This is a genomic window from Alteromonas sp. I10 (genome assembly GCF_003201515.1).
Lineage (GTDB): Bacteria > Pseudomonadota > Gammaproteobacteria > Enterobacterales > Alteromonadaceae > Alteromonas > Alteromonas macleodii.
The window spans coordinates 343,107-361,895 of record NZ_QJJN01000003.1 but is presented as its reverse complement, the minus strand read 5'-3'; the positions used below and the strand labels follow the sequence as shown (position 1 = coordinate 361,895).

Sequence of the window (18,789 nt, the reverse complement as noted above, 5' to 3'; positions counted from 1 at the left end):
TATCGTCATGTTATTGTCAGACGTTTCTGTAAAGCGCCCTGTTTTTGCAACGGTTATCAATTTACTGCTGATCATTTTTGGCGTTGTCGCTTTTACCATGTTGAGTTTGCGAGAATACCCAGATATCGACCCACCTATTGTCTCGGTAAGTACCACCTACACAGGTGCATCTGCGAATATAGTGGAAACCCGAATTACCCAGCTATTAGAAGATAGAATATCGGGTATAGAGGGGATAAAAAACGTTACCTCGACCTCTCGTAATGGTCGTTCAGACATTACTATTGAATTTAAGCTCTCTCGTGACATTGATGCTGCCGCGAATGACGTGCGCGAGCGAGTAAGTCGCGCACTCAATAACTTGCCTGACCAAGCTGATCCTCCTGAGGTGTCTAAAGCAAATTCCGATGAAAGCGCCGTTGTGTGGTACAACCTGCGAAGCACTAACCTAAATACCATGGAGCTAACTGACTACGCCGAGCGCGTATTAGTGGATAGGCTTTCAATTGTCGATGGTGTCGCCCGAGTTCAAATTGGGGGAGGCAGGCGCTATGCCATGAAAGTGTTCTTAGACCGCAATGCAATGGCGGCAAGAGGTATTACGGTAAACGATGTAGAGCAAGTCATTCGCGCCGAGAATGTGGAATTGCCGGCGGGGGAAGTGGAAAGTACTGATCGTAACTTTGAAGTACGGGTTGCGCGAACCTTTCTTACGCCTGACGACTTTGCCGCGCTGACGGTTGCGATAGGCGACAACGGCTATCTTGTTCGGCTTGGCGAAATAGCCCATGTTGAATTAACCGCAGAAGATGACGAAACCGAGTTTCGTGGTGATGGCGTCAATATGATTGGACTCGGTATTATTAAGCAGTCCAAAGCCAACACCTTAGACGTTGCCCGTGCAGCGAAAGCGCAAATTGAAAGAATAGAATCCACCCTTCCTGATAATATTTTTATTGTACCCAGCTATGATTCTTCGGTATTTATTGAGGCGTCGATTGATGAAGTATATGAGACTTTAGGTATAGCGATGCTAATGGTGGTGATCGTTATTTACCTTTTCCTAGGTAATATTCGCGCCACGTTGATTCCGGCAGTTACCGTACCCGTTTCTATTATTGCCGCTTTTATCGTGATGTATGCACTGGGGTTTTCGATCAACCTTCTTACCCTGCTTGCTATGGTGCTAGCCATCGGTTTGGTGGTGGATGACGCCATAGTTGTGCTTGAGAACATCTACCGACGCATAGAAATGGGCGAACCACCTATTTTGGCCGCCTACCGCGGCGCTAAAGAAGTTGGGTTTGCGGTTATTGCAACAACGCTGGTGCTTATCTCTGTGTTTGTACCGTTGGTTTTCCTTGAGGGCAACATTGGAAGGCTATTTACGGAGTTCGCATTGGCCATAGCTGCTGCGGTAGCGTTTTCAAGCTTTACCGCACTTACGTTGTCGCCCATGATGGCCTCGAAAATTCTTAAAAAAAGAACGCGGTCGTCTGGCTTTGGAAGTTGGATGGACAAGCAGTTCTCTAAACTTGAGAACGGCTACTTCAATACGCTAGGTAAAACGTTGCATCAGCCTATTTTGATGCTGCTTATGCTTGCTATTGCTATCGTTGCATTGGTACAGCTTTCTGAAAAAGTGCCTAGCGAGTTCGTTCCCAAAGAAGACAGAGGCAATTTCTTCATTTTGATGAACGCGCAGGAAGGGGCTAGTTTCGAAAGTAACGCAAAGAATCTCGAAAAAATTGAGAGTATCTTAATGCCTTACCGCGAGAGTGGGAAAATTAATCGCCTTTTGGTTAGAACACCTGGTTTCGGCGGTAATGCGGGTATCGCAATTGTGGGGTCTGCAGACTGGGATGAGCGAGATTTCAGTACATTTTCGCTCATGGATGAAATTAGCGCCAAACTTAACAGCGTGCCTGACGTTCGTGCTTTTGCCATCATGCGCAGCGGGATTTCCGGAGGAGGCCTCGGCCGTCCTGTTCAGTTTGTCTTACAAGGCGATACCTACGAAAACCTGGTTGAATGGCGAGATATTGTTCTACAAAAGGCAGCGCAGAACCCAAGGCTCATTCGACTAGACTCCGATTATAAAGAAACCTCACCACAGCTATTGGTGAATATTAACCGCGACAGGGCCGCTGATCTTGGGGTATCAATTAGTGATATTGGCGGCACACTGGAAGTGATGCTGGGTCAGCGTAGGGTGTCAACATTCCTTGATAGGGGCGAAGAATACGATGTCATCATGGAAGGTATAGAGGAAGATTTTCGAAGCCCTAACAGCATAGAAAATTTGTACGTGCGTTCATCCCGTACTGGCGAGCTCATTCCTATGGACAATTTACTCACGTTTGAAGAGCAAGCCACGTCAGCACAGTTAAATCGCTACAACAGAATGCGTGCTGTCACTATTTCTGCCAACTTGGCGGACGGTTATACGCTAGGGCAGGCACTTGAATATTTAGAAAACATTGTAAGTACAGAGCTGCCTGACAATGTATCAATAGATTGCAAAGGCGAGTCACAGCTGTATCAGGAAGCGGGTAATTCATTTGTATATGTATTTATGCTGGCACTCGCTGTCACTTATTTAATATTGGCTGCGCAATTTGAAAGCTGGGTGCACCCGTTAGTCATCATGCTGACCGTGCCATTGGCGCTTGTTGGAGCCTATATCGGGCTATTCTTTAGCGATATGACAATCAATATATACAGTCAAATCGGTTTGGTTATGCTAATTGGACTTGCCGCAAAAAACGGTATTCTTATTGTCGAGTTTGCAAACCAACTACGGGATGCCGGTATGGAGTTTGAGTATGCGCTTAAACGCGCAGCCGCGCAGCGCCTACGTCCTATCGTAATGACGGGCTTCACTACGGTATTTAGCTCCTTACCACTTGTACTCGCGTCTGGACCAGGAGCAGAAAGCAGAATGGTTATAGGCATGGTCATTTTCTCTGGTGTTCTCGTTTCTGCCTTCATGACACTTTATGTTGTTCCCACCGCTTATAGTTGGCTGGCAAGAAACACCGGTTCTCCACTTCAACGAACAATGGAGATAGAGAAGCTGGAGCAGACGATCCCTTATAAAAAAGGCGAATCGTAACCATTAGCGGGGTACAAGCCCCGCTTATCCTTTATTTTCTTCAATACACGCTCAACAAAGGCTGATTCAAAAATATACAGGAAGGGGCTGTAAGGATTATCTTTTGCGTATGTTTTTATATACGTAAATATCAGCGCTTATCACTAAACGTTTTGTGGTGAAATCCCTTAACCTACTGAATAAGATAAAATAATTTGCTTTTTATTGTTCTCATCATAAATTCTTATTTGTAGTCATAATGCATAAAGGTATGTATTAGACATTTGTATAGTTGCTTAACTTACAACTTCATCTACACTTCGCGCCAAAATCAAACGCTTGTATAAGTCATTAATTTTTAAACGCTAAAATTTTCACGCTCAAATTGGCGAATATGGCAATTGTGACCAATACTTACCCCGTTGTATGAGTATGAGCACACGCACATGTTTGTCTCAAGCCGTTTAAAAGCTCCACTTTCCGTGCAAACGGGTTAGCAAGAAAGTTAAAAGCGAAGAGCAAGCATTCAACAGACTCTAGAGGACATATCATGAAGAAATGGATACTTGCAGCAGGATTGTGCTGTAACGTAGCTTTTGCCGATGTAGCAGTTATTGTTCATCCAAGTAACGCTGACACCCTCGATAAAGATAGTATTAGCCGTTTATTTCTAAATAAAGCAAAGGCGTTTCCAAGCGGTACGCAAGCCGAGCCAGTTGCGTTAGCTGAAGGCCAATCTGCCACTGATGAATTTAACGGCAAGGTATTAAACAAAACCGCAGCACAATTAACTGCGTTTTGGTCAAAACTAGTATTTACCGGTAAAGGTCAACCACCAAAAGCTCTGGGTAGCGATGCAGAAGTTGTATCTGCAGTAGCAGGAAACCCTGGCGCAATTGGTTACGTCGACGCTGGCGCTGTTAACGATAGCGTACGAGTAGTCGCTACCTTTTAACTGACCGTTTATACAAAGAATTTAAGGAACACGCATGAAAACCAAACTTGCTATCTTATCTATGGCTGGCCTGTTAGCTACTCCGGCACTGGCTGATATTCAAATCAACGGCTTTGCAAACCTTATTGGTGGTATGACACTAGACGATGACGAGTCAGTGTACGGTTACGACAGCGACTTTAACTTCGACCCTGCAAGTGTATTTGGCCTTCAGGTTCGTGGTGATGTTAGCGATAAGCTCTCTGCGACCGCCCAGCTTGTTGGCCGTGGTAGTGAAGATTACGACGCCGATTTTGAATGGGCGTACATGACCTATATGTTGAACAACAACTTCAACATCAGTGCAGGCCGTCTTCGTATGCCTTTATTTAAGTACTCTGCGTCATTAGATATCGGTTACTCGTATCACTGGCTAACACCACCAGATGCTGTATACGGCATTGACTTCAACAACATTGACGGTGTTCGTGTTGACTACATGAACTACTCAGGTGACTGGGAATATGGTGCGCAGTTTACCGTTGGTCGTGTTGAGGCTGATACCACCATTTCAGGAACGCCTGCTGCGTTAGAGTTGGAAAACGTGGTCGCTGTTTCATTTGAAGCAACACGTGATTGGTTCAGTGCGCGTACTTTGCTAGCACGTGGTAAAACAAGTGCTGCGAATGCTGACTTTGACACATTTGTTGGTGGTTTAAATCAATATGGTGCCTTTATTCCTGCGGCGTCTTTAGCCGCTGAAGGCCTGAGTGTTAACGAAGATACAGGTACCTTCTTTGAAGTTGCTGTTGATATCGATAAGTACGATTGGTTTGTGGGTGCAGAATTTACCCAAACAGAAGTTGACGGCTCTGTTATTGCCGATAATAAAGCATGGTACGTTACGGCGGGTATGCGTTTTGGCAAGTTTACACCACATATTACTTACGAAGTTGAAGAAGCGGATAATGGTACTCAGCTAGGTTTAATTGCTGCATTGCCTGCTACGATTGCGACAGGTGATGCCGTGGTTGATGCTACGTGGAACGGCGCAAATGGATTGCCGGGTATTTACCAAACTGCGGCAGGTATTGCTGCTCAACAGGAGCTAGATGTATCGGCAGTTACTGTTGGTCTTCGTTACGACGTTGAGCCAGGTTTTGCACTTAAAACTGACGTAACTTGGTATTCAGATGATCTAAACGATCTAAATGATGCAACACTGCTTAAAGTAGGCGTAAACTATACGTTCTAACTACTCGTTATGGCCTTGCATTTTGGTGCGAGGCCATAATTTCATTAAAGATTTTAGCTATTGGGTAGATAAATTAGTTATGATGTTTTTTCAGGTAAAACTGAAACGTAGTTAAGCAATTATAAAAAACAGTGGGATAGCTGATGAACTTTCTAAAAAAAATGCCAATTGCGACAAAGATTTTCCTCATTCCGGGGATCGCAGCGCTAAGTTTTATTATTTACTTGCTTATCACTGTCTATACCGCACTCAATAATGGTGCAACGCTAGAAAAAGTTCAGAAAGTTCAATTTCCTGCCCTTCAACTATCAGCATCGACCTTAGTTGATATGCAAAAGGTTCGTGATACCCTTGCGAGCGCAGTGACCACTGGTGATCAAGACACCCTTACTATGGCGCAAGAGCTCGCCGAAGAAGCAAAAAGCGGCTTAAACCAAATTGCTTCTATTAGCCCTGAGTTTCGTAGTGAAATTTCTCGCATCTCCTCAGGCTTTGATAATTATTTCGATGTTGCCTACGACGTATCACAGTCTATGGTCAACGGCACTGCCGACTTCAGTCGCTTAGGCGAACTCTCAGCCCAAATGAATCAGTCATACGATGGTGCCATCGCTGCGATGTCTCAATTTCGTGATGCTCAACAGGCGGCATTTGAAGAAGCATTTAAAAACACAGACAGTGCCAATACCTCGTTAATTAGCACAGGCGTCATTTTAGCCGTGGTTGTGACTATATTGCTGTTTGGAACAGCGGTACCTATTGTTCGCGGCATTAAGCAAAGTATTGATGACGTGGTTCGTTCCCTTAAAGATATTGCTCAGGAAAACGGTGACCTAACGGTTCGCATAGAAACCAAAAGCGAAGATGAAATTGGCGAGTTGGTGTATTGGTTCAACCAATTCATGGACAAACTGCAAGGCGTAGTGCGTGATGTGGTAGAAGCGAGTTTACCGCTATCAAACCTAGCGCAGAACTTACGCGGTGTAACGGAAGAAACCCAGCGCACCATTGATGTACAGCAAAAGTCTGCAACCAATGCTAAGCGTGCGGTAGATACGATGAGTGGCTCTGTTGACGGTGTTGCACATAGCGCAGCGCAGGCGGCAAGCGACGCTAACGAAGCGACAACAGCGGCCAGTGAAGGACGTCAAATCGTACAGCAAACCGTTACCAGTATTCAGCAGCTTGCTGAGAACGTACGCGAAACCGCTGACGTTATAGCTCGTCTAGAGTCTGACTCTAATAAAGTTGGCTCGGTGCTAGATGTGATTAAAGGCATTGCAGAGCAAACTAACTTATTGGCACTTAACGCCGCTATCGAGGCTGCAAGGGCGGGTGAACAAGGTCGAGGCTTTGCAGTGGTAGCTGATGAAGTAAGAACGCTAGCATCGCGCACACAGCAGTCTACGGAAGAAATTCAAAGTACTATTGAACAGCTTCAAAATGCTGCTCACTCAGCGGTAGAGGTAATGTCTCGCGGTACCGAACAAGCAACTAGCAGTGTAGAGACAGCTAATAAAGCGGGAAGCAGTCTAGAAACCATTACCAGTACTATTGGGCGCATCAATCAAATGAACGAGCAAATTGCGCACAATACCGAAGACCAGCGCACCGTAGCGGTTGACATAGTTCGTCACGTTGATGAAATTCATGAGCGTACCGAGCAAACAGCGAGCCGTTCAGGTGAATTAGGCAGCATGTGTAATGAGCTTGCTGACCTGGCGCAGCACCTTGAGTCAATTGCGAAGCAATTTAGAGTATAACACCTTATCAAATGCTATTTAGGGCCTCCGCAAGGAGGCTTTTTTGTAGGCGCCAATTACATATTAAAAGTCATTGTTACTAGCGTTAAGCGGAATTAGGATAAAACGAAGGCATAAAAAAATCCCCAGCCAAGGCTGGGGATTTTTAGTCAAAGCAATGCTTTTTCTATTCGTCTAAGAAGCTGCGTAGCTGCTCAGAACGGCTAGGGTGGCGAAGTTTGCGAAGTGCTTTCGCTTCAATTTGACGAATACGCTCACGGGTTACGTCAAACTGCTTGCCTACTTCTTCAAGGGTGTGGTCAGTATTCATGTCGATACCGAAGCGCATACGAAGTACTTTTGCTTCACGGGCGGTCAGGCCTGCTAGTACTTCCTGCGTTGCATCTTTCAAGCTACCGCCAGTTGCTGAATCGAGGGGCTGAATAATCGTGCTGTCCTCGATAAAGTCGCCAAGATGTGAATCTTCATCATCACCGATAGGGGTTTCCATCGAGATTGGCTCTTTAGCAATTTTAAGTACCTTACGAATTTTGTCTTCAGGCATTAACATACGCTCTGACAACTCTTCAGGAGTAGGCTCACGACCCATTTCCTGAAGCATTTGACGAGAGATACGGTTAAGCTTGTTGATCGTCTCAATCATGTGAACAGGGATACGGATAGTACGCGCCTGGTCAGCAATAGAGCGAGTAATCGCCTGACGAATCCACCACGTTGCATAAGTTGAGAACTTATAACCACGACGGTATTCGAACTTATCCACCGCCTTCATTAGACCAATGTTACCTTCTTGAATAAGGTCTAGGAATTGAAGACCACGGTTGGTGTACTTCTTAGCAATTGAGATAACAAGACGTAAGTTAGCTTCAACCATTTCTTTCTTCGCGCGGCGTGCTTTCGCTTCACCGATTGACATGCGACGGTTGATGTCTTTGATATCTGCGATCACCAAGCCAGTTTCCTGTTCAACTTGGTTCATCTTGCTAATACAGCGCTCAATTTCTTCCTGATTTACAGCAAGGTCAGCGGCGTATGGTGCACCTGATTTAACTGCTTCATGTAACCATGCATTAGACGTTTCGTTGCCCGCAAATGCTTTGATGAAGTCTTTCTTCGGCATTTTTGCGTTAACCACGCAGAACTTCATTACTAGACGCTCTTGAATACGCACTTTGTCCATCATCTCACGCATGTTCTTAACCATGCGATCGAACTGTTTTGGAACTAGGCGGAATTCTTTGAAAACATCGCTTAATGCATTGATTTGCGTGCGAGAGTCAGCATGAGCTCGGCCTTTCTTCTCGATAACTTCACGAGTTTTAAGGTATTGCTCACGAAGCTCAGTGAAACGCTCACGGGCTAACTCTGGGTCAACACCGCTATCGTCTTCGTCGCTATCTTCATCATCTTCATCGTCGTCTTCATCATCTAACTCTTCTTCAGATAATTCAGAACCAACGTGAGTAGCCGTTGGAGCAAGGTCTTGCTCATCGTTAGGATCAACAAAGCCAGAGATGATGTCGCTCAAGCGAATTTCTTCTGCTTCGTAAAGATCCCATTGGTCTAATAGATAAGTGATAGCTTCTGGGTATTCAGCAACTGAACATTGAACCTGGTTGATACCATCTTCAATTCGTTTAGCGATTTCAATTTCGCCTTCACGAGTAAGAAGTTCAACCGTACCCATTTCACGCATGTACATGCGAACTGGGTCAGTCGTACGGCCAATTTCACTTTCTACAGTAGCTAATGCCTGAGCTGCCGCTTCTGCAGCATCTTCATCAGCATTCGCTTCTTGCATGAGAAGTTCGTCTGCATCAGGAGCTGATTCAGAAACTTGAATTCCCATGTCGTTAATCATGCGGATTATGTCTTCGATTTGATCAGAATCGACAATATCTTGCGGCAGGTGGTCGTTTACTTCTGCAAAGGTTAAGTAACCTTGCTCTTTACCTTTTGCAATCAGGAGTTTAATCTGAGACTGCTTGCTTTGCGCCATATAACCTACACTTCTCACATTCAATTAGTTTGCAATAGAAAAGACAACATACGTCTAGGTATGTTCCCCGTTCTGCTGTAGTACTGCTTTTGTATCAAGGCCGTTAATGCTCGATGCCACGCTGGTTTAAACCATTATGTTGCGATGCACATCTGCTCGGGTTCGGATCTGCCCGTTATGTTCGGCTATATCTTTGCTACTCGTGCTGCTGTATTTTTGTTCACTATATAGTGAATAAGACACGTTTATCTGTGCCCACAGCGAATTAGCCAGTATAGCAGAATAAACGGTGGTTTTACCAGATTGATGGCCGATTTTTTAGCCAGTGTTTTTAAGCTATAAAACAGCGCATATTTACAGCGCGTATTCTAGATAGCGCGTATTCTAGCTAAACTAATCTCGTTAACTCAATCTCACTAACATAAGCGTTTAAAAAAGCCTTATGCAAAAGCCTACAGTAGAACAGGCTAACCTCTAGGTCAGTTTGCCCAAGGTTAACTCTTCTGTCTTTCCCTCATAAGCAGGTTCAATTCCTGTTTTTCCGCCTGTGTCAGCGGCTGAACCCGCGAGCGTGAAATTAAGGTTTCAATGCGGCTATCGAAATGCCCGTCCAGTAAGCGAGCGAAGCTGTCGTTATAAACCCGTTCAGCATCCTCGTCTTTAACCAAGTGTTCTTGTAACAATAATTTCGCGATAGTAGAAGAATGGGGATGGTCGCGGAAATTTTCAACAAGCTGTGCGGTTTTTGCTTGAGGGTGACTTACGCAATAGCGATGCACATCGCGTAATAAATCCATGCCAGCAGCGTTGCTGCCCGCAAAAATATCAATTTGAACGTCTTCACATAGTGTGGCTAATTCAGGTTTATCAAGCAGCAAGCGTATCAGCATGCGAAGCGGTGATAGTTTAGGCTTGTTTACTTGATTGCGATTCGGAGAATAAGCTTGCTTCGAACCTTGATTGGCTTTGGTGATATCTTGCTGAAGTTTAAACCGATCGAACTCGCCAGTGTGCTTGGCTAGTTCTCCCAGCAGCATTTGCTTTTGATCATCACCTAATGTGCTTTCGATAAGCGGCATTGCCGCTTTCTTAAGGGCAATTTTACCTTCTGGCGTGCCCACATTGTGCGTCTTTAATAAGTTTTCAAAGAAGAAGCGGGATAACGGCATAGCGTCATCTAGCATTTCCATAAACGCATCTTTCCCCACCTGACGCACCATCGTGTCAGGATCCTCGCCGTCGGGTAAGAATAAAAACGAAATACGTACGCCGTCTTTTAACGCGGGCAGGGCGTTTTCTAACGCGCGCCATGCAGCTTCACGCCCTGCGCGGTCACCGTCATAACAGCATACAATGTGAGACGTAGCGCGAACCAGCATTTGAATATGTTCAGGTGTGGTAGCTGTACCTAGCGCAGCAGTAGCAATATTAATGTCGAATTGACTTAGCGCCACTACGTCCATATAGCCTTCTACAATAACGACGGTATCCAGGCTACGATTTTTTTGTCTGGCAGAATAAAAGCCAAAGAGCTCACTGCCTTTGTGGAAAATGCGGGTTTCTGGCGAGTTTAAGTATTTAGGGCCGCCGTCATCTAATACTCGGCCGCCGAAACCCACCACACGACCCCGTTTGTCCCTGATAGGAAACATAATGCGGTCGCGGAAGAAGTCGTAGGTACGTCCTTGGTCGTTTTTATTGACCAGTTTTAAATCGACCAGTTGCTTGATGCGCTGTTGATCTTTGCCAAAGGTATTTAGCAACGCGTCCCAACTGTCTGGCGCGTAGCCAATTTCCCATTGCTTAACGATATCGCCGCTTAATCCACGGTTTTTCAAATAGTCGATGGCTTTTTTGCTATTACCATTTTGGCGTAACTGATGCTGGAAAAAGCGTGCAACTTGCTCCATTACTGCGTAATCGTCTTGCTGTTGCTGCTTTTTCTCTTCGCTCATGGCAGGGCGACTGCCCTTTTCACGGGGGACTTCAAGCCCGTGATAGCGCGCTAGCTCTTCAATGGCCTCGACAAATTCTAAGCGGTCGAATTCCATAATAAACGAGATAGCGTTACCGTGAGCGCCACAGCCGAAACAGTGGTAAAACTGTTTGTCTTGACTAACAGTGAAAGATGGCGACTTTTCGTTATGAAAAGGGCAGCACGCTTGGTAGTTTTTACCTGCTTTTTTAAGTTTAACTCGGCTATCTACTACTTCTACCACATCGGTACGTGACAGCAGGTCGTCTATAAAATCGCGAGGTATCTTTCCAGCCATGAGGGTACTTTCAAAAAGGGTTAGTTAAAAAAGATTCAGTTCAAAAGAATGAGAAAAGCACAAGCCGTAACTGCGCTTCAAGCGACAGGCTACAACATTATGAAAACAGTAATCTACTTTAACAGGGAAGTGTAAAAATGAGAACAATGAAGGTGTGACAATGCACACCTTCTATACGCTTCACTTTTATGAAAGGGCAAAGTTTAAGCGTTCAAACGCGCCTTAATTTTTGCACTCAAAGCACCCATGTCGGTGCGGCCTTGAACCTTAGGTTTCAAGGCGCCCATGACTTTACCCATATCCTGCATACCCGATGCTCCAGTCGCAGCCATGGTTTCGTCGATAAGTGCATTTAGCTCATCGTCAGTCAAAGGCTGAGGTAAGAAATCTTCAATGTAAGTGATTTCTTCACGCTCTTTGCTAGCTAGGTCGTCGCGGTTTGCTGCGTCATATTGCGCGGCGGCGTCTTGGCGCTGCTTAACCATTTTGGTTAGTACTGCTAAGATTGCGCTGTCGTCTAGCGTAATTTGTTCATCGATTTCTTTTTGTTTAATGGCAGCCATTGCCATGCGAATAGTACCAAGACGTACTTTTTCTTTTGCACGCATCGCATCTTTTTGCGCTGCTTTTAAATCATCAATTAGTGCCATGATGTTTCCTGATTTTTTATTAGTAGAGTTTATACCAATCCGCATAGATCATTGCCCACTCAGAAGGCGCTGGCAAGTTTCCTAGCGAAGCGTGGGAATGCAGGAATGTGTTCCCTTTCAAATTCCCAGAATGAAGCTAGGAAGCTTGCCAGACCTTCCCGAAGGGCGAGTTTAAAATGTCCGTACTCTTTGTTGTGTCACCTTGATGTAGAACCACTATACCTGCGGTAACACGCCGCGATTACGAACATTTTAAATCTCGCTGAGTGGATAATCATCTATGCGGACTGGTATTATTAAGCCCCAGGTTGAAAATCAAATGCAACCATTTGAAAAGGAAAAAATGGAGTCGATAAGAATAAGGCCAAAAAATAGAGGCCCAGAAACGCGAAAGGTGCTGCAATTGCAACACCTTTCAGACTCGTTACTTAACCCTATATTAGTAGAGTTTTACGCGACGTGCGTTTTCACGAGCTAGCTTCTTAAGATGACGCTTCTTGGCGGCAGCTTTCTTGCGCTTGCGTTCCCAAGTTGGCTTTTCGAAGAATTCACGACGACGAACTTCAGAAAGAACACCTGCTTTTTCACAAGAACGCTTAAAACGACGCAGCGCCACATCAAACGGCTCGTTTTCTCTAACTTTAACGATAGGCATTAAACACTCACCTCAAAACTTTTACTGTGTAAATCCGGGTAAAATTGTGCGCTAAAAAGGCCACCCGGGTTAAAAATGGTGCGAAATTCTAATCATATCTACAGAGAAAGTAAAGGATGAATTGCCAAAAAATAGCCAATATTGTGCATTTACCGTTCATTTACCTGTTCACTGGCATTCCATGAATGCAGGATTAAAGGTAAACTCTGCGCTCGTTAAGCACCGTGTTGTTTAACTCGGCTTGTATAAGCGCCCTTTTCAGAATGTTTTCTAGCTCAATTCCCTTTTGAAAAATGGTGATCAAAAGTGTGGAATCAGATGATCCTGACTAGGGTAGTGTTATGATCGCGGCGGGATCATAAAGATGATCGCATCAGATCGCCAGAATTATTTTCTCAGTTTTTGATATTTGCTTAGTCATTATGGTTCTCAACAATTGTGTGAACACGTGTTGTGATAAAAAGACGACAGCAAATCCAAAAACGAAGCATTGAAGTTAGTAGTAAAAGGGTTACTCCCCATGCGTATTTTAGGAATAGAAACATCTTGTGACGAAACTGGCATCGCCGTTTACGACGATGAAAAAGGGTTGCTGTCGCACGAACTATATAGTCAAGTAAAGCTGCACGCAGACTACGGTGGTGTTGTGCCTGAACTTGCGTCACGGGACCACGTGAGAAAGATCATTCCTTTAATTGAAAAGGCTATGGAAGACGCTAACACCCAACCATCAGAGATCGACGGCGTTGCTTTTACCCAAGGCCCCGGTTTAGTGGGCGCATTGTTAGTGGGTTCGTCTGTCGGGCGTTCATTGGCCTACGCGTGGAATGTGCCAGCAGTGGGCGTTCATCATATGGAAGGGCATTTATTAGCGCCTATGCTTGAAGACGACGCACCTGAATTTCCTTTCGTTGCTTTATTGGTTTCAGGTGGCCACTCAATGCTAGTTAAAGTCGAAGGCATTGGTCAATATGAAGTACTTGGTGAGTCTATTGATGATGCCGCTGGTGAAGCCTTTGATAAAACCGCCAAGTTACTTGGCCTTGATTACCCAGGCGGCCCTCTTTTAGCAAGATTGGCTGAAAAGGGAGAAGCGGGACACTATAAGTTTCCTCGCCCGATGACCGACAGACCAGGACTAGATTTCAGTTTCAGTGGTTTAAAGACCTTTGCGGCGAACACCATTCGCGATGCTGACCTAACTGGTGGTGATGCTGAGCAAATTAAAGCCAATATTGCCTACGCGTTTCAAGAAGCCGTCGTTGATACGCTTATTATAAAATGTAAGCGAGCATTAAAGCAGACTGGCATGAAGCGTTTGGTTATTGCTGGCGGCGTAAGTGCAAATACAATGTTGCGCAGTGAGATGAAAGCCCTGATGCAAGAGCTAAAAGGTGAGGTGTTTTATCCTAGCTTAGCGTATTGTACAGACAATGGTGCCATGATTGCCTATGCGGGCATGCAGCGTTTGAAAGCTGGGGAAACCTTGGCCTTGTCTTCACAAGCCAAGCCGCGCTGGCCCCTTGATACTTTATCGGCGATTTAGGTATTCATAAAAAACCGGTAATTAGGCGCCACACCTCGTTGTAAACGCTACTATGTCTTCCCTAAGTTCACTGAGGAAATATTGAGCATAGCAAGCAGGTAAAACAAAAAAGCATAAATAAAAGGCAATGGGAGCGCATTCCATTGCCTTTTGTTTTACTAAAATGAACATTGAGTAAGGACGTTAAACACCATGCGCTTAGCAACAGACGGAACAAAACAAAATGCACCGCTATTCTATTTAGCATTGTCGTTATTTATTTCGCTTACCTTTGCAGCGCTCACTGCGTCCAATGCATTTGCATCAAGCAAAGCATCCCTGAATGACTTTGTAAAAGGCCTGAAGCAAGAGCAGCAAGATCAGTATGTCGTGCTCATTTCTCTTGATGGATTTCGCCACGACTATATCGAATTACACAACGCGCAACACCTTGGTGCTATTGCAAAGAAAGGGGTAAGAGCGTCGTCTATGACCCCTGTTTATCCTTCAAATACCTTTCCCAACCATATTTCACTTATCACTGGGTTATTACCGAAACACCACGGCATCGTGAACAATCGATTTTTTGATAAGTCTCGCCCAACGAAAGAAGGCTACGCGCAGTACAAGCTGGGTTACGGCGGCATGGACAGCACGTGGATTACGGCAACGCCGCTATGGAACTTAGTGGAATATCATGGCATGAAGGCAGCTACCTTCTTCTGGCCAGAGTCTGATTCACGCATATCAGGTACCTTGCCTAGCTACTTCTATCACTACTCTAAATACGCCGATTACCAGCAGCGGGTAGATCAAATTATAACTTGGTTGAAACTGCCTGAGGTGTCGCGCCCTCGCTTTATTGCGGGTTATTTCTCGCTTACCGATTCGGTTGGACATGATGAAGGACCTTTTGCCGACAAAACCAATGATGCGGTGCAGGAAGTGGATGCGCTTATTGGTCAACTTTATGAACGCATTAACGCATTAGATTTGCCGGTAAACTTGGTAGTGGTGTCGGATCACGGCATGACACCCATTGATGAAAGTCAGCTTATAGAAGTTGAGTCTTTATCTATACCTGATAGCTTCATTATTGAAAATGAGGGAGCGCAAGTTCATCTTTACGCCAAAGTGGGCGTGAACGATAAACAAATCACCGAAGAAACAGAACGTCTTACCCATATAGCCGAAAACCGATACATTGTGCTTAACGATACCCAGCGCGCCGAGCGACATATGGAAGTGGGAAATAGAACCGGCGATATTATTATTGAGATAGCCCCGCCAGCACGCTTTAAAAACGCCAACAGCATGCATATTAGTAAAGGTGGGCATGGCTACATGAACACGCTGCCTGATATGGGGGCGACATTTGTTGCAGTGGGACCTGCGTTTAAAACGAATACTACCCTACCTGTGTTTAGCAACCTGGAGGTTTATCCTGCGTTGGCCAAAATACTTGGCATTGCGCCGGTTACGCCGATAGATGGTAAGTTAGATGTGCTGGAAAAGGCGCTTACTCTTTAACTTTTCCCTTATCCCATACTTTACTTTCATTGCCCGCTAAAAGACGGGCAATGTTGTCTTTGTGGCGTAGAATTATAAGCAGCGAAAGCATTGCCACGGGCACGGTATATAAAGGCTTAATCAAAAATGTAAATAACGGCGCAAGAGATACTGCGATAAGCGCACCTAATGAAGAATAGCCCGTAAGAAACACCACTACTACCCAACTCAAAATAAGCAAACCTGCTAAATCGAGGCCTATAGGGAGCATAGCGCCAAACGCAGTGGCGACGGCTTTTCCACCTTTGAAACCAAAATAGAGCGGAAAGATATGCCCCAAGCACGCGAAAATAGCAATGACGCCTAACATGATTGGCTCTATGCCCAGAAAGTAACTGCCGTAAACGGGAATAGTGCCTTTTAGTATGTCCATGACAAGCACGAGGAGTGCTGGAACACGACCGCCCAGTCGATACACATTGGTAGCACCTGGGTTTTTAGAGCCGGCGGTTCGTGGATCTGGTAAACCAAACAGCTGGCTTATAACCACAGCACTTGAAAGTGAACCGAAAAGATAGGCAACAGCGATCATCAAAAGAGTTAGCGAAATCATTTTGTCATTCTAATTATTAAAAATATTGCCTTTTATTACGTTAAATTTGGTGTGTGCAAGTTCAATGGGCTTTAGTCGCATTAAATTGTGAAACCTTGGTTGCTCCCAGTTGTCATACAGCGGTATAGTTGTGCCACACAAGCGTAAAGCTACTCCATCCAAACGCGATATACCACCGTTTACCAGCAATATGTGGGTGAAAGCGCAGTAGTAAGACCAGTAGTAGGGCTAATAAAAACGGCGATAAACTGGTTTGATAACAGTACAAGATGAAAAATTCCATGGGAAAAATTTATATAACAGGGCTTGAAGTAGACACCCTGATTGGTGTTTATGATTGGGAGCGAGTAAGAACCACCCAGCTACTTCTTGATGTAACACTTGATGTTGATTTAAGCGCTGCGATGCAAAGCGACGATGTTGCAGACACTGTAGACTATGCAAAAGTGGCAGAGTGTATTGTAGAAGTAGGCAAAGAAAGCACATTTGAGCTACTTGAAGCTCTAGGTAATAAAGTGATGGACGCCGTTCTTGATAATTTCACCGTTGCGTCAATAACGCTTAAAATTGTTAAGCCTAATATCCTTCCCAATGCGCAAACGGTCGCTGTTGAAATGCGTAAAGAGCGCAATTAATGTCACAACACACCATCTTAATCAGCATTGGCTCTAATATTGAACGTGAGCATTACACCAAGCAATCTTTAGTTGCCCTGAAACAGCACTTCTCAGATGTTGCAGTGTCTTCGGTCTACGAGAGCGAAGCGGTGGGCTTCAATGGAAGCCCTTTTTATAACGCCGCTGCCCGTGCGACGACGTCAAAAAGTATCAAGGAAGTGTGCGCAATTCTTAAAGCCATTGAAAAAGACAATGGCAGGGTGCATACAGACAAAAAATTCTGTGCCAGAACCCTTGATCTCGACTTGCTTACCTATGATAGTAAGGTGACCACAACCCCTGTGGTTTTACCTCGCGAAGAGATTTGCTACAACGCGTTTGTGCTTTGGCCGTTAGCTGAACTTGTTCCCAACGACATTCACCCTGAAACGCAAGAAACCTATGCCAAAATGTGGCAAAACTTTGATAAACAGAAACAGCAATTATGGCCGATTGACTTTACTTGGAGTTAAGCAAAGGAATGACACTTTTTGAAATTATTATTTTAGCAATTATTCAGGGCGTTACTGAATTTCTTCCTATCAGTAGCTCTGGACACTTGTTGCTGCCCGCTGAACTTTTTGGTTGGGTAAGTCAGGGCTTAGCGTTTGATGTCGCCGTTCATGTGGGAAGCCTGCTTGCGGTTATGATCTATTTTCGTCAAGAAATCGCTCAGATGACCGTAGCTTGGGTAACACAAGGGTTTAGCAAGCAACAATCTACCGACAGTAAACTTGCTTGGTACGTAATTGTGGCAACTATTCCAGCGGTTATTATTGGCTTTTTAATGAAAGGCTGGATAGAAGAAAACGCACGTACGGCGCTGGTAATAGCAGGTACCACTATTATTTTTGGTTTGCTGCTATGGTACGCCGATGCCACTGCAAAACGCGAACAAGAGCTAGAAGGACTGACACTTAAGCAAGCCATCTATATCGGGTTAGCCCAAGTATTGGCACTCATTCCTGGTACATCTCGCTCAGGTATTACGATGACCGCAGGTTTGATGTTAGGCCTTAAGCGCGAAGCGTGTGCACGCTTTTCCTTTTTGCTGTCTATTCCAGTTATTTTAGGCGCGGGGCTTTTGGCCACTCTCGACCTGCTTAATGCCAACGAAGCGGTAGACTGGTATGCGTTGCTTTATGGCGCGGCGTTTTCATTCGTAAGCGCCTACCTTTGTATCTATTTGTTCCTAAGCTGGATATCACGTATCGGCATGCTGCCTTTTGTTATCTATCGCTTGGCGTTGGGCGTAATACTACTGTGGTTTGTTTTCGCTTAAGTAAAGAAAAAGGGCGTTGTCCTTCGTATGAGGGGGCTATTCGCATGAGATGCCCCTGCGCCGCACAATAGCACTTAATTTTTAATTATGTTCGCAGGCAAATGTTTTAACACTGCTAACATAATTGGTAATCACCTAATTGGTAAGGGAAGTGAGATATGGCAGAAACAATATTTGATAAAATCATCAGCAAGGAAATTCCAGCGGACATATTGTACGAAGATGAATTGGCGCTGGCGTTTAAAGATATAAACCCTCAGGCACCGACTCACTTTCTGGTTATTCCGAAAAAGCAAATTGCAACGGTAAACGATATAGCCGAAGAAGATCGCGAAGTGGTGGGGCACTTGTCATTTGTTGCAGCAAAAATTGCAAAGGAGCAAGGGTTTGCTGACCAAGGCTTTCGTACGGTAATGAACTGTAATGAATACGGTGGTCAAACGGTGTATCACATTCATCTTCACGTGTTGGCAGGCAAACCGCTAGGCTGGCCTCCGTATACTGAAAATATGAAGCAACACGTAGAGTAGCGTGGAAAGATAAGAACACAAAAATGCCGCCCTTGATAGTTATCTCAGGGC

15 protein-coding genes are annotated in these 18,789 nt (G+C 44.9%); 10 read left to right on the top strand and 5 right to left on the bottom strand.

Translation table 11 applies throughout. The annotated features are described in order from the left end of the window. Nucleotides 1-7: 7 nt before the first annotated feature. From BZA03_RS08410 to BZA03_RS08395, 4 genes are all read left to right on the top strand, one after another. The gene (locus tag BZA03_RS08410; RefSeq protein ID WP_110288504.1) at nt 8-3,115 is read left to right on the top strand and encodes an efflux RND transporter permease subunit; all 3,108 of its coding nucleotides are present in this window, start codon (nt 8-10) and stop codon (nt 3,113-3,115) included. 529 nt (nt 3,116-3,644) lie between these two features. After that, nucleotides 3,645-4,049, top strand: a complete 405-nt coding sequence (locus BZA03_RS08405) for a phosphate ABC transporter substrate-binding protein (RefSeq protein WP_039224509.1) — start codon at nt 3,645-3,647, stop codon at nt 4,047-4,049. Nucleotides 4,050-4,083: 34 nt separating this feature from the next. Then, nucleotides 4,084-5,283, top strand: coding sequence for a topoisomerase IV (locus tag BZA03_RS08400; protein ID WP_110288503.1), 1,200 nt, complete (start codon nt 4,084-4,086; stop codon nt 5,281-5,283). 143 nt (nt 5,284-5,426) lie between these two features. Continuing rightward, complete coding sequence (locus BZA03_RS08395) at nt 5,427-7,046, top strand: methyl-accepting chemotaxis protein (RefSeq protein ID WP_039224512.1); 1,620 nt, start codon at nt 5,427-5,429, stop codon at nt 7,044-7,046. 166 nt (nt 7,047-7,212) lie between these two features. Here the strand turns inward: BZA03_RS08395 and rpoD are convergent, their stop codons facing one another. The 4 genes from rpoD to rpsU form a co-directional block, all read right to left on the bottom strand. Next, the gene (rpoD, locus tag BZA03_RS08390; RefSeq protein ID WP_110288502.1) at nt 7,213-9,045 is read right to left on the bottom strand and encodes an RNA polymerase sigma factor RpoD; all 1,833 of its coding nucleotides are present in this window, start codon (nt 9,043-9,045) and stop codon (nt 7,213-7,215) included. A 494-nt stretch (nt 9,046-9,539) separates the two neighbouring features. Next, nucleotides 9,540-11,318, bottom strand: a complete 1,779-nt coding sequence (gene dnaG / locus BZA03_RS08385) for a DNA primase (RefSeq protein WP_110288501.1) — start codon at nt 11,316-11,318, stop codon at nt 9,540-9,542. 203 nt (nt 11,319-11,521) lie between these two features. Next, nucleotides 11,522-11,968 carry a GatB/YqeY domain-containing protein gene (locus tag BZA03_RS08380; protein ID WP_012517256.1) on the bottom strand — a complete coding sequence of 149 codons (447 nt, stop codon included), beginning with the start codon at nt 11,966-11,968 and terminating at the stop codon, nt 11,522-11,524. A 439-nt stretch (nt 11,969-12,407) separates the two neighbouring features. Then, the gene (rpsU, locus tag BZA03_RS08370; protein WP_012517258.1) at nt 12,408-12,623 is read right to left on the bottom strand and encodes a 30S ribosomal protein S21; all 216 of its coding nucleotides are present in this window, start codon (nt 12,621-12,623) and stop codon (nt 12,408-12,410) included. A gap of 520 nt (nt 12,624-13,143) precedes the next feature. Between rpsU and tsaD the strand changes: the two genes are divergently transcribed. Continuing rightward, nucleotides 13,144-14,169, top strand: a complete 1,026-nt coding sequence (gene tsaD / locus BZA03_RS08365) for a tRNA (adenosine(37)-N6)-threonylcarbamoyltransferase complex transferase subunit TsaD (protein WP_039224515.1) — start codon at nt 13,144-13,146, stop codon at nt 14,167-14,169. 192 nt (nt 14,170-14,361) lie between these two features. Then, a complete protein-coding gene (locus tag BZA03_RS08360; RefSeq protein ID WP_110288499.1) occupies nt 14,362-15,678 on the top strand; it encodes an ectonucleotide pyrophosphatase/phosphodiesterase in 1,317 nt (438 codons plus the stop codon). Here BZA03_RS08360 and plsY read toward each other — a convergent pair. Then, nucleotides 15,668-16,270, bottom strand: coding sequence for a glycerol-3-phosphate 1-O-acyltransferase PlsY (plsY, locus tag BZA03_RS08355; RefSeq protein ID WP_014948270.1), 603 nt, complete (start codon nt 16,268-16,270; stop codon nt 15,668-15,670). The genes BZA03_RS08360 and plsY overlap by 11 nt on opposite strands. 281 nt (nt 16,271-16,551) lie before the next feature. Between plsY and folB the strand changes: the two genes are divergently transcribed. The 4 genes from folB (at nt 16,552) to BZA03_RS08335 (ending at nt 18,738) form a co-directional block, all read left to right on the top strand. Further along, complete coding sequence (folB, locus tag BZA03_RS08350; protein WP_014948271.1) at nt 16,552-16,905, top strand: dihydroneopterin aldolase; 354 nt, start codon at nt 16,552-16,554, stop codon at nt 16,903-16,905. After that, entirely contained in the window at nt 16,905-17,399 is a 495-nt protein-coding gene (gene folK, locus BZA03_RS08345; RefSeq protein WP_110288498.1) for a 2-amino-4-hydroxy-6-hydroxymethyldihydropteridine diphosphokinase, read from the top strand. The genes folB and folK overlap by 1 nt, the downstream gene beginning before the upstream one ends. Nucleotides 17,400-17,407: 8 nt before the next feature. Continuing rightward, nucleotides 17,408-18,208, top strand: a complete 801-nt coding sequence (locus BZA03_RS08340) for an undecaprenyl-diphosphate phosphatase (RefSeq protein WP_014948273.1) — start codon at nt 17,408-17,410, stop codon at nt 18,206-18,208. Nucleotides 18,209-18,366: 158 nt separating this feature from the next. Further along, nucleotides 18,367-18,738: a histidine triad nucleotide-binding protein gene (locus BZA03_RS08335; RefSeq protein ID WP_014948274.1), complete on the top strand. Its 372-nt coding sequence runs from the start codon at nt 18,367-18,369 to the stop codon at nt 18,736-18,738. Nucleotides 18,739-18,789 lie beyond the last annotated feature (51 nt).